Genomic DNA, 15,220 nt, shown 5'->3' on the forward strand with positions numbered 1-15,220 from the left:
GAATGAAATTAATAGCAATTGGCGATAACGTTGTAGATATATATATTGAACGAAACGAAATGTTCCCTGGAGGAAATGCATTGAATGTAGCTGTTTTATCTAGACAATATGGAGCTACAGAAACTGCATTTATAGGAATTGTTGGAGATGACATTGAAGGAGATCATATTGTAGAATCGTTGAAAAATAATCAGGTGGATGTAAGTAAACTACGTAAAGCGTATGGCGAAAGTGGAAAAGCTTATGTAGACCTTGATGAAGAAGGGGACCGAATTTTTGTTAACTCCAATAAAGGAGGAGTTCAGTCCAAAATGAAGCTGAGATTGACCCAGGAGGATTATAATTATATTAAAAAGTATGATGTATTACACACGAGTATATATAGTAGTCTTGAAGAACAGTTGCCGCACTTGCAGAAACTTTTACCAATTTCTTATGATTTCTCTACTCACTTTACAGATAATACGTTGAAAAAGGTGTGTCCATACCTCACCTTTGCATTTGTTTCAGGCAGCGATTTATCTGCTCAAGAAATTGAAGATTTAATTCTGACCATTCATAAATTGGGTACTCCAAACGTCCTCGTGACAAGGGGATCTAAAGGAGTGATCATGTCTGATCAAATGAAAAGATATCAGCAAGGGATTAAAGAAGTCGATGTAATTGATACATTGGGGGCAGGAGATTCATTTATTGCCGGATTTCTTACCAATTATTTAATTAATTGTACTATTGAACAGTCTTTACAAACGGCTGCATTGAAAGCAGCACAAACGTGTGAAGTGATCGGTGCATTTGGAAATGGAAAACAATTAATTGTGTAAAAAGAATGGAACTAGCCATAACTATCGTGGCTGAGTTCCATTCCTTTTTTAAGAGGTAAGAAAGTATAAAATTTTGATGCAAAGAGGCAATGTCTAGCTCCAGCGCCCAGCCACTCGGATCACTTCAGTCCCCTTCCGGCGGCAACACACTGATTTACATCATGTGTATTCCCACACAGGACCAAACAGAGTTTGGTTCGAGCCTCCTCAGTGGCCTTCCAGTGACCTTCCTGGCTACCCAGGGCGCTTCCGCTTTTCTTACACGTTAAGAAAGTATAAAAATACTTTCTATAGTATNACAGGACCAAACAGAGTTTGGTTCGAGCCTCCTCAGTGGCCTTCCAGTGACCTTCCTGGCTACCCAGGGCGCTTCCGCTTTTCTTACACGTTAAGAAAGTATAAAAATACTTTCTATAGTATAAGCGCAACTACGGCGATCACCTGCGCTAAGGCTTGGCGCTAGCCAAGTTTTCTTTACACGTTAAGAAAGTATAAAAATACTTTCTATAGTATAAGCGCAACTACGGCGATCACCTGCGCTAAGGCTTGGTGCTAGCCAAGTTTTCTTTAAGTTGAGATCGTAAAAGCAATATGTGTTGTTGGAACCTTAAAAGTAGAAATGTGAATAGGAATCCCTTGTTCATCAAATACCGTTTTATCAATATTAAAAAGCATATCCCCAATCTCACAATCTAAATACTCAGCTTCCATACCTGTAGCCGGTATAGCTGTAAGAATTTTTGTGGAAGAGCTAGATGGTATATTTACATGATAGATATTTTTAAGAACATCATAAGTAGATTCGTAATCAAAAATACATTCCATCAATTTTGGAAAGCGATCAAGTGAGTAATGAGCGATATCAATGGTAAATGGTTGGTCATCAAAAAACATTAAACGGGAGAGCTTCAAAACTGGTGAATCAATTTCTATTTGAAGTGCATCCGCTACCTTTTTTGAAGCTTTTATTTCTTCACACGCTAAAACCTTTTTGGAGGAATTTATCCCTTGTTGTTTGCTAAAATCAGAAAATCCTTCAACAGCAATCAATTCTCTTGCTACTTTTTTTCTTGAAACAAAGGTGCCTTTCCCTTGCTTACGCTCTAAAATCCCCTCTTCCACTAATTCTTGAATAGCTCTTCTAACAGTAATTCGGCTTACACCATAAATATCACAAAGTTCTATTTCATTTGGAATTTTTTCGCCGGTTTGATAAACATTTTTTTCAATCTCGTCCTTTATATTTTTCAATAATTGTTCATATAAAGGAAGTGAACTTGAATTATTAAGTTTCAAAAGGTTATACCTCCTTGAAGTAAATCGTTATATAATATTATATAACAAATCATCATAAAAAGTATAATGATTTAACTCTAAAAAAGTACTTTTTCTCCGTACGTAAAAAAGAGGTAAGCATTCGACAATTGCAGGGGGGGTGGTACTCCCTCGATCTTCTCCAAGTACGATCAAGCGTGGGTAGCAGGAACATCTTGATCGTGTAAATGATACCTCTCAGTGGTTAGCCGGGAAAATTAATTCAGGGGGTAGTCCACATGCCCCAACATCAAAGAAATTTTTATTAAATTGGGAAGATGTATTGACAAGACTGAACATTTAGATTAATCTAATAATATAAATTCGAAATTACATCATGGTAACGATACTAACATTGTTGTCTCCACTTTATAAATGCTTTTCTATTTGACGCAACTTTGTTTACTACTTTTGTGTACATATTTTCTGGCTCAACAAATTGGTATATACCAAACTTGATATAAATAAATATTCCTTTAAGATATCTATTATCGAGGCAATTCACTAAAAGAGTTTACCATATAGGAGTAGTTGTAAATGAATGAAATCTTCAGTGAGAAAGAACTAAACCCTTTTTATAAACAATTAAAAGATAAAATCCTTGATGACATTGAGAATGGAAAATTGAGGCACGGGGATAAGCTGCCATCCGAAAGAGAGTTAGCAGAACAATATGGAATCAGCCGTATGACGGCGAGACATACGTTATCGATATTAGAGAGGGAAGGGATTGTGAACCGGCGAGTAGGAGCTGGAACCTTTATCTCTAACCATAAAATTGAAATGGATTTTATCACATTTGACAGTTTCACCAACACCATGTTGGGTAGGGGATTAATCCCAAGTACTAGAGTGCTGTCGGTTAGGAAAATTCTAGCTAAGCCTAATTTAGCCAATAAATTGAAAGTCCCTTCAGGAGAAGAGATGATCGCGATTAAAAGATTGAGGATGGCAAACGAAAAGCCAATAGCAATCGAAGAATCATTTATCCCGGTTAAATTTTGCCCTAATATTGAAAACTTAATAACTGACTCCATTTCTTTATACCAAATCTTAGAAGAGGAATATGGTATCGTCCTTGTAAAAGCAAAACAATATATGCATGTAATGTTTTCGGAAGAAAGTGATAGCAAGCTATTAGGAATTCGCTCAGACAGTGCCTGTATTTTTCAGGAAGCGGTGGCCTTTGATCGTGAGGAACGGGAACTTGAATTTTCGACGTCCATTACTCGAAGTGACATTGTAAAATTTTATACTGAACTGAATCTGAAATAAGTAAGATTTAGCTCAGCTATAAGAAAAATGGTATATACCATTTATATATGAAATTTTTTTGGAGGAATGAAAATGAGAGTCATAGGCGTAGGTGACAATGTGGTCGATAAATATCTATACAAGAAAATGATGTATCCGGGTGGAAATGCTCTAAATTTTAGTGTCTATGCTAAGCAGTTAGGTATGGATACAGCATATTTAGGTGTCTTCGGGAATAATCAGGCAGCGAATCATATTATCGAGACATTGCAGAGTTTAGAAGTGGATATTACCCATTGCCGAAAACTCGTTGGCGAAAATGGATATGCTTCGGTTGACTTAATTGATGGGGAGCGGGTGTTTATCGGCGGGAATGAGGGCGGAGTACAAAAAGACCATCCGATTATTCTTTCGAAGCAGGACTTGAACTATATTAAAACGTTTGGAATTGCCCATAGCAGCATTTACAGCGGGATGGAATTAGAACTTCAGAAATTGAAAGATATAGGAATACTCGTTTCGTTTGATTTTTCTAATGAGTATAATGATGAAATTTTAGAAAATGTTTGCAAAAATGTTGACTTCAGCCTGTTATCCTGTAGTCAACTACAGGAAGGGGAGGTTGAAAAACTATTAAAACGAGTTCATTCCTATGGAAGCGAACTGGCAATCGGCACAATGGGTTCACGTGGTTCAATGGTTTATGATGGTCAAGAATTTTACCGCCAAGAGCCATACTTTGTGCAGCCAGTTGATACTTTGGGTGCAGGAGATTCCTTTTTCACAGGGTTTATCTTGGATTATCTTCTCGCGAAACAAGAGAATACAAACATTCCAAAAGCTGTTCTCTTAAAGAGGAGCTTAGGGAAAGGAGCAAAATTCGCGGCGAAAACATGCCTCGTCGAGGGTGCTTTTGGATGTGGAATTTCATTCTAATTGTCTTGTTGGGTGGGTGACTTCTATATATACCATTTTAAAATAATTAAAACATAGGAGGTGGATGGTTTGTAGATTCGTAGTAATCTTTTTGTTTTAAAAAAAATGAGGAGGGTCAATGAATGAGATTGAAAACAAAGGTTTTGGTGGTGGTTACTCTGATCTTCGGACTCCTAATCACGGGTTGCACTTCTGCAACCGGTGGAGAAAATTCCTCTGATAAAATTGAACTAAAGTTTTTGCATAAGTGGCCTCAACCACAATACGCACCTTATTTTGAAGACGTAGTAAAAGAGTTTGAGAAGCAAAATCCCAATATCAAGATTAACATGGAAGCGATTGCCGATGAACCGATGAAAGACAAACTTCGTGTTGTTCTCGGAGGTAACGATGTTCCTGATATCATGTTCTCTTGGTCAGGAGAATTTGCTAAGAAATTTGTTCGCGCTGGAGCAGCACTCGATCTTACTTCTTATTTAAATGAAGATACAGCCTGGAAGAATAGCTTTATTCCAGCATCCCTGCAGCCATTCTCTTCAGATGGGAAAAACTACGGTATTCCTTTACGTTTTAATGGAAAGTTTTTTGTCTACAATAAGGATATTTTTGACAAATATCAGTTAAAAGAACCTAAGAATTTTGATGAGTTTTTACAAGTATTGGAGACATTAAAACAAGGTGGAGAAACACCAATTATTCTAGGAAATCAAGGTCCATGGGCGGCGATCCATTATCTAACTGGTTTAAACCAGAAAATGGTGCCAAATGATGTGAGATTGAAAGATTATAATCCTCGTACAGGAGAATTCACGGACCCTGGTTACATTAAAGCGATGGAAATGTTAAGAGATTTGAATAAAGAAGGCTATTTTATGGAAAATGTTAATGCGAGTTCACATGACATGGCATTGCAATTGTTCTTTGCGGGTAAGGGAGCAATCTTCTATGTGGAATTAGAAGAGTTCCCAGATATTGAGAAGAACTTGAAGGGGAATTGGGACTTCTTTGCAATGCCTCCAATTAAAGAAGGAAAAGGGAATCAGAATTTCATCACTGGTGCACCGGATGGATTTATCGTCTCATCGAAAACCGAACATCCGAAGGAAGCGATTGCTTTCTTAAAGTTCTTAACAAGTAAAGAAAATGCCGTGAAGCTAGCGGAACAGCTTGGATGGCCGAGTCCTATTGATGGAGCAACAAATCCTGACACTGCTTTGAAGCAGGTTGTAGAAGGTGTAGACATGATGAAGGAAGCCGAGGGAATGGTGGAATGGCTTGATACGGACGTCCATGCAAAAGTAGCGGGTGTTTATTTAACCAATATCCAATTGCTTCTTGACGGAACGAAATCTCCAGAAGAGATCATGAAAGAAGTTCAAGATGTAGCGAAACAAGTGCAAATGGACTAAGATTTTCGGGTAGGCAGTATTAGCTGCTTACCCCTACCTAGGAGGGAGAAGGATGACAAAGACGAATCAAAATGCCCGTACCGCGATTTTATTTATTTTGCCAGCACTCCTTCTAATTCTTTCCTTTGTTTTTCTGCCGATTGTTTTAAATTTGTTTTACAGCTTGTATAGGTGGAATGCGTTTGAGGCGGGAAGAGTTTTTGTCGGCTTGGAATATTATATTAGGCTTTTTAAAGATCCGATCTTTTATACTGCATTAAAAAACAATTTTCTATTTGCTGTTATATCCCTTATGTTCCAGGTGGGCGGTGGGTTAATCATTGCCGCTATTTTAGAGGATAAATTAATTAGAAAGTTTCAACCATTCTTTCGTACTGTTATTTTTATGCCCTCTGTTGTTTCCATTGTCGTTGTTGGTTTGTTATGGCAGCTAATATATAACCCTGAGATCGGACTTGTCAATGGTGCATTACATGCGATCGGACAATCGGATTGGGCACATTCATGGCTAGGTGACAGTAAAACGGCAATTTATGCGGTTGTGGCAGTCTCCCAGTGGCAATACACTGGGTACATGACGATGCTATTCTTGATTGCGATGCAGAAAATTCCCGCCGAATATTATGAAGCAGCGATGATGGATGGGGCGTCAAGGATTAAAACATTTTTTAGTATCACGGTACCTCAAATAAAAGAAATGATTTTGGTCGGAACTGTGGTTACGGTTATTGGTGCTTTTAAGGTGTTTGATGAAGTGTATATTATGACCTTTGGCGGACCAGGTCGGTCCACGGAAGTTTTAGGGACTATGCTTTATCGAGCCGCCTTCCGGAATGATGAAATGGGCTATGCATCCACGATCGGAACAATGATATTTTTGATTACATTAACCCTATCTTTAATCCAATTGAAACTGGGGAAATCCGGGCAGGAGGTGTAACGAACGCAGATGACAATCAAAGATAGAATGATCCGTTTGGTCATACTCGTGTGGTTTGCACTATTTTCACTTACTATCATTTATCCGATGATCTGGCTGGGGTTAAGTGGGCTTAAGTCGAATAGTGATTTCTTTTTGAATACATGGTCGCTACCTAAAGAATGGCTTTGGGGAAACTACAAGGCGGCTTGGGACGCTGGGATTGGACAATTCTTCCTGAATAGCGTTCTCGTATCCACTGTATCGGTTGTGACTGTCATGTTGCTCGGGTCCATGGCTGCATTTGGTCTAAGCCGGTTTCGCTTTAAAGGGATGAACGTCCTCTTGATTATTATTTTGTGTGGGCTGATGCTAGCTCCACAGGTAGGCTTGATTTCTTTATATAAAATGCTACAGGTGATTGGGCTTTACAATACTTATTGGGCATTAATCTTGCCATACGTTTCTTTTCAATTACCATTTTCCATTTTCTTAATGCGATCTTATTTTCTTTCCATACCAAGGGAGCTAGAAGAGTCCGCTATCATTGATGGGTGTAATAATTGGAAAGTCTATTGGCATATTATAGTACCGATGGGTAAACCAATCATTGCTTCTTGCGCTTTATTAACGGGCATGAATGTGTGGAACGAATTTATGTTTGCCTTAGTATTCGTGGAAGATTCAAGCCTTCGAACCATTCCTGTAGGGTTGATGAATTTAAGAAGTCAGTTAAACACAAACTTCGGTATTCAATTGGCTGGTTTAGCTATTTCTGCTCTACCAATGATTATCGTGTATATCATCTTCCAAAGACAATTTGTTCGCGGTTTAACTGCTGGAAGTGTAAAAGGATAAATTGAAAATGATTAGCCGTCCATTGCTTGTGGGATATGCTCATTGATGGTGGATAGGAATTGTAGCTATTTTTGCTTCCTATTCAGGTAAGGCATTTTTACAGGAATAATGTAAATGGTATATACCAAAATAGGATATACCATCTTCTTACCATTAATTCTGTTGGTGTAAAAACAAACAATGATAAAAGGAGGGATTTGATGGGCGAAATCAAACGGTCGCAAATAACGGGTATGAACTTTCACTATTTACATTATCCTTTAGACTATTTTCTTGATGCCATGGTGCACTATCAGTTTGAGCATATTGAATTGTGGGGAGCTGCACCACACCTGTATGTTGAGGATTTGTCACTATCCGATATTCGTGGTATTAGGGCCGAAATTAACCGTCGAGAGTTAAAGGTGGTTTGCTTTACCCCAGAACAATGTATGTATCCAATCAACCTGGCAGCTAGAGAAAAAGAAATACGTGAGAGAAGTGTTCATTATTTTAAAAAGTCAATCGATGCTGCTGTAGAGTTAAGAGCACCAATGGTATTGGTAACAGCCGGTTGGGGCTACCGCAATGAAACTAGGGAGGAAGCCTGGAACCGAACCAATGATTCATTGCAGCAACTGACTGATTATGCTGAAAAGGAGGGAATCGTTTTGGCACTTGAACCATTGCAAAAAATCGAGTCAAACTTGATTTGCACGCTTCCCGATCTGGTTGAAATGCTGGATTCGGTTCGTTCTCCTTTTCTAAAAGGGATGGTGGATACGATTCCGCTGGCAGTGGAAGGCGAGGAATTGGTAGGCTACTTTGAACAATTAAGGGATAATTTTGTTCATATCCACTTTATCGATGGGAACCCTAGCGGACATTTAGCCTGGGGTGATGGGAATCTACCTTTAGAAAAATATCTCAATACCCTAGCGGACTACAACTATAATGGCGCCCTAACACTTGAGTTTACGTCTTCACAATACTTACTGAATCCAAACAAGGCAATTGAGACATCGTTGAAAAGGCTTGCTCCATTTTTACAGTGAAGGATTAAGACTAGGGACCCAGGATTGAAGGGCAATCTCGGTGAAATTAAATAAATAAAGATGGAATGAAGTGATGCTAGTACAAGTGAAGAAGGTTTTAGATGTATTTAAGAATCGAGAACTTGATCGGGTCTATTTCGTGGCTTGTGGCGGTTCGTCTTCGCTCATGTACACAAGAAATATTTGTAAGGTACCTTATTAAGAGTTTGGTAGTTTAGTTATAAAGATATTTTTTGCTTTCACACACAAAGTGTTTAAAGTGTTTGCAGGAGAAATAAAAATAATATTTCGGAGGTATAGGCATGTTAAAACTTGAATCACAATCTTTTTTAGAACTAGTAGGCAAAGACGCTATCGCGAAGAGAGAAGAAATTGAAAAAGTGGTCGATGAAATTTCAAATAAGGGATTCAAAAACATTTTTCTTATTGGATCTGGTGGAACAATTGCGATGATGTATCCGTATGAGTATATTCTTAAATCTAATTCATCGCTTGAAGTTCATGCTGAGATCGCAGCAGAATTAGTGGTCATGAACCATCGACACCTCAATAAGGATTCTATCTGTATCTTTGCGTCTGTCACGGGTACAACAAAAGAAACGGTGGCCGCAGCTCAATTCTGTAAAGAAAAGGGTGGTACAACCATTGGATTAGTAGCTATTTCTGGTACGCCATTGGCAGAAGAAGTAGATTATTGCATTTCAACAGGAACGGATAAACATTCGTTTGATACATTCTTTATCCATCTATACATGCTTGCTTTTCGTTTTATTTATAACAATGACGAATTCCCACAATACAACCAGTTTACCAATGAAGTTGCTTTACTTCCGCAAGGGATTGTCAATGCGATGGAAGCATTCGATCAAATAGCAGAACAATTTGCCATTAAACACAAGGATACTGACTATCACATGTTAGTAGGTTCCGGTAACCTCTGGGGAAACACTTACTCCTACGCCATGTGTATTCTAGAGGAAATGCAGTGGATTAAGGCAAAATCCATTCATGCTGCAGAGTTCTTCCACGGAACGCTTGAACTTGTAGAAGAAGAAACGAGTGTCGTCCTCTTGAAAGGAGAAGACGAAACCCGACCATTGGTGGATCGAGTGGAAAGATTTGCTGAAAAAATAACGAAGGAACTTACTGTCATTGATACAAAAGAATTTGCATTAGACGGAATTAGCGACGAGTTCAGGAAACACTTTGCTGTAAGCGTAAACTGGGCTGTCCTAGGCCGAATCAGCGTTTACCTTGAACGGGAAAGAAATCATCCGTTGGAGTTGAGAAGATACTACAGAAAAGTAGAATATTAAGTCAATAAGGGGCTGTCCCTAGAAGTCGGTTTTCACCGACTTATGGGACAGCCCCTTTGATTAAACTTTTTTATAAACGATCAGACTTTATTGACTGGAAGTTCTCAGACTATAACTTCTTCCTCTTTCAGTGTCGCTATAGGGTGCAAGAAATAATGGTCGAAAGGGATTAACTCTTTGCCTTCTTGTACTTTGTTCACCCAGTCCGGATTGACCAATGCACTCGTTCCGATTGCGATTAGGTCAGCATCTCCCGACTCAATGAGGAGTTTTGCTGCCTCCGGTTCTCCTAATTTGCCATTGGCGATGACGGGAAGGCCACTGTATCGCTTAGCTAGCTTGGCAAGCGTCGGTCCGTCCTCCACGAAAGCCGGGACAAACGCTTTATATTCGGTCGTATGGATGTAACTTGGGGATGCAGCCGCTAATTGTTCAAAAATAATCTTCGCATCCGTCTCTCCGTTTGCCCATTTGTGTTGAAAATCGTTTACTTTCCCTTGTGAGATGCGAACACCTACCATATAATCTGGGCCGACGACAGCACGAATGGCTTCTAGCACTTCCACGACGATGCGGATTCGTCTCTCCGTTGAACCGCCATATTCATCTGTTCGATGGTTCGTATAATCGGTGATGAATTGATCGAGCAGGTAGCCATTCGCTGCATGGACTTCCACCCCATCGAAGCCAATCTGCTTAGCACGGAGAGCAGATTGTGCGAAGCTGTCGATTGCTTTGCGGATTTCCTCTTGGGTCATCTCTTTCGGAACGGCGAACTCTCCACTCCCTCCATGATCTTCGAGCTTCTTACCCACCGGTTTTACTGCTGACGGAGCGATTGGCGTAAATCTGTCATGCTGAACAAGTGCACCCGCATGCATTAACTGTGCGACAATTTTTCCTCCTTCTCGTTGAACCGCCTGAACGACAGGTCTCCACGACTCAGCTTGTGCATCATTGGCTATGCCGGGTTGGTTCTCATAACTTTGACTGTTCACTGTATCGGGATAGATGCCTTCCGTGATAATGAGACCGAAACCACCTTTCGCAAAACGGGTATAATAACGGACCATACGTTCATTTGCGAGCCCGGACGGTTCTGCACTTGTTCGGGTCATTGGCGATAATACCACCCGATTCGGCAATTTCAGGGACTCTAATTGGAATGTAGAAAAAAGATTGGAATATTTACTCATATTGAATTCCTCCTATAGTTTACCGTGGCAGCGCAATTTTTTGCCACCGACGCGATTTGTTTTATTAATATTATTGTATTCCATTAACTCCATATAATAAAATGATTAATATTGATATACCCATCAAAATTATTGATGTGTAATTGGAGGGTTTCCTATGGAGTTAACCGATTTAAAAGTGTTTATGGCGATCATAGAGGAGGGCAGCATAACCCGTGCGGCAGAGAAACTGGGCTACGTTCAGTCGAACATTACAATGCGGGTTCGCAAGATGGAGTCGGAGCTTGGCACCCAGCTTTTTCAGAGAAATCCGAAAGGCGTAATTCCAACTGAGAAGGGGCTCGTCTTCAGCACTTATGCCTCGAATATTTTGCTTAAGATGGAGGAGGCCATGAGGGCTGTAAAAGAACCAGATTACCCATGTGGGCCGCTTGTGATCGGTGTTGTGGAGACGGTCGCTTCCTCTGGACCATTTATTCGCGCGTTATCCAAGTTTCAAAGCAAATACCCCGAAGTTGCGTTATCACTGATCACTGGGACGTCGCCGCTTAATTACGAGAAAGTGTTGAACGGCCAGTTGGATGGCGCTTTCTTTACTGGCGAATTTGACTTATCCCAGTTTCAAGTCGCCTATGAGATTCGAGAAGAAGTCGTCCTTCTGACTGCCGCTGATGGAAATGAACCTTCAATTTTTCCGGATGTTGAGAATGCAGCATGGGTTGTATTTTCGAAGGGCTGCCCTTTACGTGCAACTATCGAAGATTGGCTTCACGACGTCGGTGCAACCCCCACGAACATCGTTGAGATCAGCACGCTGGAGACGATGCTGAACTGCGTACGAGCAGGAATCGGGTACTCGCTTCTAACCAAATCGGCCGTTGCTTTGAGCGATGATCGCGTAAGGGCTCATCCGGTTCCGGAACAGTACCGATTCGCAACAACGCGACTGGTTTTCCGAAAAGAACAGTTTCATAGCAAAACGTTCTCTGCATTTGCAGACTGTGTCAGAGAGACGGGAATTTGATTGAAATTATCTAATATGCATTTTTAGTTAACATAAAAATTTATTATATGAGGTTAGCAAAAGTTTAATAGTACGAGGAACCACCTAACCAACGTTGTATTTCAGTCTTCTCATAATACTCTCATTATTTTCTAATCCCCTTCTCTCTATTTACTCATTTTCAATTGGTAGATTCAAAGTAAGAAATATTTACCAAGGAGGGGTTACAGTTGAGAGTTGTAATGATACCGTCTGGGTTTAAAGAATGTTTAGATGCGGAGGAAGTAGCTGCAGCAATGGAAAAGGGAGCTCGACACTTTGTTCGGTCCATGGACATTGAGGTGATACCTATGATTGATGGCGGGGAAGGATTTGCAAAGGCCATTATTAAGATAAAGGGAGGGGAATTGATTTATAAAGAAGTGACCGGTCCGATAGGGGAGAGAATTTTAACTTACTTTGGCGTTTTTGTTGAGAATGGTAAACGAATAGCCGTGATCGAAATGGCAGCAGTTGCTGGCTTAAAGCTTGTACCATTTCATCGAAGAAATCCATTAAAGACGACTTCCTACGGTGTCGGAGAATTGATTCTATCTGCACTCGACATAGGTGTTGACAGTATCCTAATCGGTTGTGGTGATTCCGGTACATCCGATGGTGGTGCAGGTATGGCCCAAGCATTAGGGGTTCAATTTTTGGATAAAGAACACCAAGCTTTGACCATTAACGGGGGAGGGGATCTGTTAGAAGTTGACTTTATTGATACGACAAACCTTGATCAACGATTGCGTAACATTAACATAGATGTTGCATGCAACTGGCAAAATGTTTTGTGTGGGGAAAAGGGAGTTGCACGTGTCTTTGGTCCTCAAAAAGGAGCGACAAAAGAACAAGTCGAACAATTATCATTAGCGTTAGAGTATTATGCACTGTTAATTCAGGAGGTAATGAAGATAGATGTTCGATCTTTACCAGGCAGTGGAGCATCTGGCGGATTAGGTGCGGGCCTGGTCGCATTTGCAGGGGCAGCTTTATATCCCCGATTTGATATTATTAGGAACTTTATTAATATTGAACAAGCGATTGCAACTGCGGATGTCGTGATCACAGCAGAGGGAAGCTTAGATTTCCAAACCCTAAACGGAAAAATTCCGTCAGAGGTTGCCCGAATTGCTAAAAAACACAATGTGCCAGTCATTATCATAACAGGAACGATCGGTAATGGAGCAAATTTAAATTATAATGTCGGGATTGACGCTTTTTTAAGTATTACTCAAAAGCCAATATCGTTAAAAGAAGCGATGAGAAAAGCACCCCAATGGATTGAAGAATGTACAGAGTCCGTATTAAGGCAGATTACCATCGGATTACACATTGCTGAAAAAAAGGGTACATTAATTGATATACAGGGTGGACGGACACCAGAAACAATAAATGGATACATACGTTGATGAATCAACTATCAAAAAAAACATTCGTTATGATAGCTGTCCACATTCTATTCGTATTGTTCGTTTTGGTCATTGATGATCTAGACTATCAAGCAAAGGTTTCTTTCATAGCTTTCTTATCAGCAATGACGTTTTGGACTACTACGAAAATACCCGCTGGCTTTGTGGCAGTTATGGTCATTGTGTTTATTATCTTTATGAGGGCAGCGGATGCTGAATTGTTATATCAATCTCTGGCTGAGGAAGTTGTGTGGTTGATGATTGGTGCTTTTATTATGGGGGAAGCTGTTAAACAGTCAGGGCTCGCAGAACGATTCATACGTTTCTTATTGAATCAATCCAATCAAAAAAGCACTATGATTTTCTCAATAACAAAGGCTCTATTCGTATCAGCATTTTTCATCCCATCTACATCAGGACGGGCTGCCATATCAATGCCAATCATTAAACAATTAAGCAAAAGCCTTCATTCTAGTAAAGAACGACGTGCATTGGCAATTATCGTACCGGTCATTATATTAATGAGCACATCAGCCACATTAATAGGTGCTGGGTCTCATTTAATAGGGATTGGTTTACTCGAAACTGCTACTGATCAATCTATTTCTTATACTCAATGGTTGATATGGGGTGTGCCTTTTACCATCTTTATCACCCTATCCACACTTATGATTACAAAATGGATGTTGTGGCCGAAAAATACAAGGAAGGAGATAGAGAGCATACGGTCGGAAGGTAGGAACTTAGGAAAACAATCGATGGATATGAAGGAAAAAAAGGTGTTGGTCCTAATTTCCTTGTTAATGTTTGCATGGATGACCCAAGGGATTCACGGTTATGAAATAGGATTTATCACAATGGCGGGGGCGTTGGTATTTATGTTTCCGAAATTTGGGGTTCTTAGTTGGAAGCAAGGAATGCAATCAGTTTCCTGGCATTTAGTCCTATTTGTCGCTGCAGCTACAGCCCTTGGGAAAGTTACTGTTGATACAGGGGTAGTAGGTTGGGTTGAAAAAGAAATACTTAGTTTCCTGCATTTGTTCGTAAATGCACCAGAATGGATTATTGTATTTATGATCTTACTGATTTCGGTTACGAGTCATTTATATATTCATTCTCATACAACTCGTGCTGTTATTTTTATTCCAAGTTTAATCGTATTTAGTCAATCAATAGGGATTAATCCTTCAACGGTTGTCTTTTTAAGTTTAATTGGTATGAATTATTGTGTTACATTTCCTGTTAGTTCAAAGGCATTGCTTATTTTTTATGAAGAAGACGAACTCTCATTTGATGCCAAACAGCTAGTTAAACTTAGCACCATTCTTATGCCACTTTATATACTCATGATGATACTATTCTATTTTACTTATTGGCAATGGACAGGAATGCACATATAATTTTTGCATTAAAGTTCGTGTTCAAAAAGGAGGATAAAAAGAGCCGAATTTTATGAAGTTCAACTAAATTCGTCACGTCCTGTGACAACGTTGAACTGACTCACATCGTGTGAGCCCGAGGCGCGAAAAGTCTCGAGGACCGGAACGTATGCTATTAATACGTGAGGACCGAAACGACCGAGCACAAGAATATTCTACGGAAGCGATGCCTCGCACGCAGGAAAAGCGTACTCCTTTTCCAAGGAACGAAGAAATTTGACAGCTATTTTTACCGGACTTTTTGAACAACCTCTTAAAATGAGCAAA

General features: G+C 39.9%; 13 protein-coding genes. 11 read left to right on the forward strand and 2 right to left on the reverse strand.

Annotation, left to right across the window (positions count from 1 at the left end):
* Positions 1–2: 2 nt before the first annotated feature.
* Entirely contained in the window at positions 3–824 is an 822-nt protein-coding gene (locus NON16_RS03975; RefSeq protein ID WP_257347308.1) for a PfkB family carbohydrate kinase, read from the forward strand.
* 567 nt (positions 825–1,391) lie between these two features.
* On the opposite strand, the gene NON16_RS03980 is transcribed toward NON16_RS03975, so the two are convergent.
* Entirely contained in the window at positions 1,392–2,120 is a 729-nt protein-coding gene (locus NON16_RS03980; RefSeq protein ID WP_257347309.1) for a GntR family transcriptional regulator, read from the reverse strand.
* A gap of 555 nt (positions 2,121–2,675) precedes the next feature.
* On the opposite strand from NON16_RS03980, the gene NON16_RS03985 reads away from it, so the two are divergent.
* The 7 genes from NON16_RS03985 (at position 2,676) to NON16_RS04015 (ending at position 9,864) form a co-directional block, all read left to right on the forward strand.
* On the forward strand, positions 2,676–3,413 hold the full coding sequence (locus NON16_RS03985; RefSeq protein WP_257347310.1) for a GntR family transcriptional regulator: 738 nt from the start codon (positions 2,676–2,678) through the stop codon (positions 3,411–3,413).
* Between the two features lie 72 nt (positions 3,414–3,485).
* Positions 3,486–4,328, forward strand: coding sequence for a fructoselysine 6-kinase (locus NON16_RS03990; protein WP_257347311.1), 843 nt, complete (start codon positions 3,486–3,488; stop codon positions 4,326–4,328).
* 122 nt (positions 4,329–4,450) lie between these two features.
* Positions 4,451–5,737: an ABC transporter substrate-binding protein gene (locus NON16_RS03995; protein ID WP_257347312.1), complete on the forward strand. Its 1,287-nt coding sequence runs from the start codon at positions 4,451–4,453 to the stop codon at positions 5,735–5,737.
* A 52-nt stretch (positions 5,738–5,789) separates the two neighbouring features.
* A complete protein-coding gene (locus NON16_RS04000; RefSeq protein ID WP_257347313.1) occupies positions 5,790–6,677 on the forward strand; it encodes a carbohydrate ABC transporter permease in 888 nt (295 codons plus the stop codon).
* A gap of 9 nt (positions 6,678–6,686) precedes the next feature.
* The gene (locus tag NON16_RS04005) at positions 6,687–7,514 is read left to right on the forward strand and encodes a carbohydrate ABC transporter permease (RefSeq protein ID WP_257347314.1); all 828 of its coding nucleotides are present in this window, start codon (positions 6,687–6,689) and stop codon (positions 7,512–7,514) included.
* A 200-nt stretch (positions 7,515–7,714) separates the two neighbouring features.
* Positions 7,715–8,548: a TIM barrel protein gene (locus NON16_RS04010; RefSeq protein ID WP_257347315.1), complete on the forward strand. Its 834-nt coding sequence runs from the start codon at positions 7,715–7,717 to the stop codon at positions 8,546–8,548.
* A gap of 302 nt (positions 8,549–8,850) precedes the next feature.
* Positions 8,851–9,864, forward strand: a complete 1,014-nt coding sequence (locus NON16_RS04015; RefSeq protein WP_257347316.1) for an SIS domain-containing protein — start codon at positions 8,851–8,853, stop codon at positions 9,862–9,864.
* 104 nt (positions 9,865–9,968) lie between these two features.
* Here NON16_RS04015 and NON16_RS04020 read toward each other — a convergent pair whose 3' ends face one another.
* Positions 9,969–11,060: an NADH:flavin oxidoreductase gene (locus NON16_RS04020; RefSeq protein WP_257347317.1), complete on the reverse strand. Its 1,092-nt coding sequence runs from the start codon at positions 11,058–11,060 to the stop codon at positions 9,969–9,971.
* A 157-nt stretch (positions 11,061–11,217) separates the two neighbouring features.
* On the opposite strand from NON16_RS04020, the gene NON16_RS04025 reads away from it, so the two are divergent.
* The 3 genes from NON16_RS04025 to NON16_RS04035 all read left to right on the forward strand — a co-directional run bounded on the left by NON16_RS04025 (position 11,218) and on the right by NON16_RS04035 (position 14,914).
* Positions 11,218–12,084, forward strand: coding sequence for a LysR family transcriptional regulator (locus NON16_RS04025; protein WP_257347318.1), 867 nt, complete (start codon positions 11,218–11,220; stop codon positions 12,082–12,084).
* Positions 12,085–12,293: 209 nt separating this feature from the next.
* A complete protein-coding gene (locus NON16_RS04030) occupies positions 12,294–13,514 on the forward strand; it encodes a glycerate kinase family protein (RefSeq protein WP_257347319.1) in 1,221 nt (406 codons plus the stop codon).
* Entirely contained in the window at positions 13,514–14,914 is a 1,401-nt protein-coding gene (locus NON16_RS04035; protein ID WP_257347320.1) for an SLC13 family permease, read from the forward strand. The genes NON16_RS04030 and NON16_RS04035 overlap by 1 nt, the downstream gene beginning before the upstream one ends.
* Positions 14,915–15,220: the final 306 nt, after the last annotated feature.

It is taken from the genome of Pseudalkalibacillus decolorationis, from assembly GCF_024609785.1.
In the GTDB taxonomy this organism is placed as follows: Bacteria; Bacillota; Bacilli; order Bacillales; family Fictibacillaceae; genus Pseudalkalibacillus; species Pseudalkalibacillus decolorationis.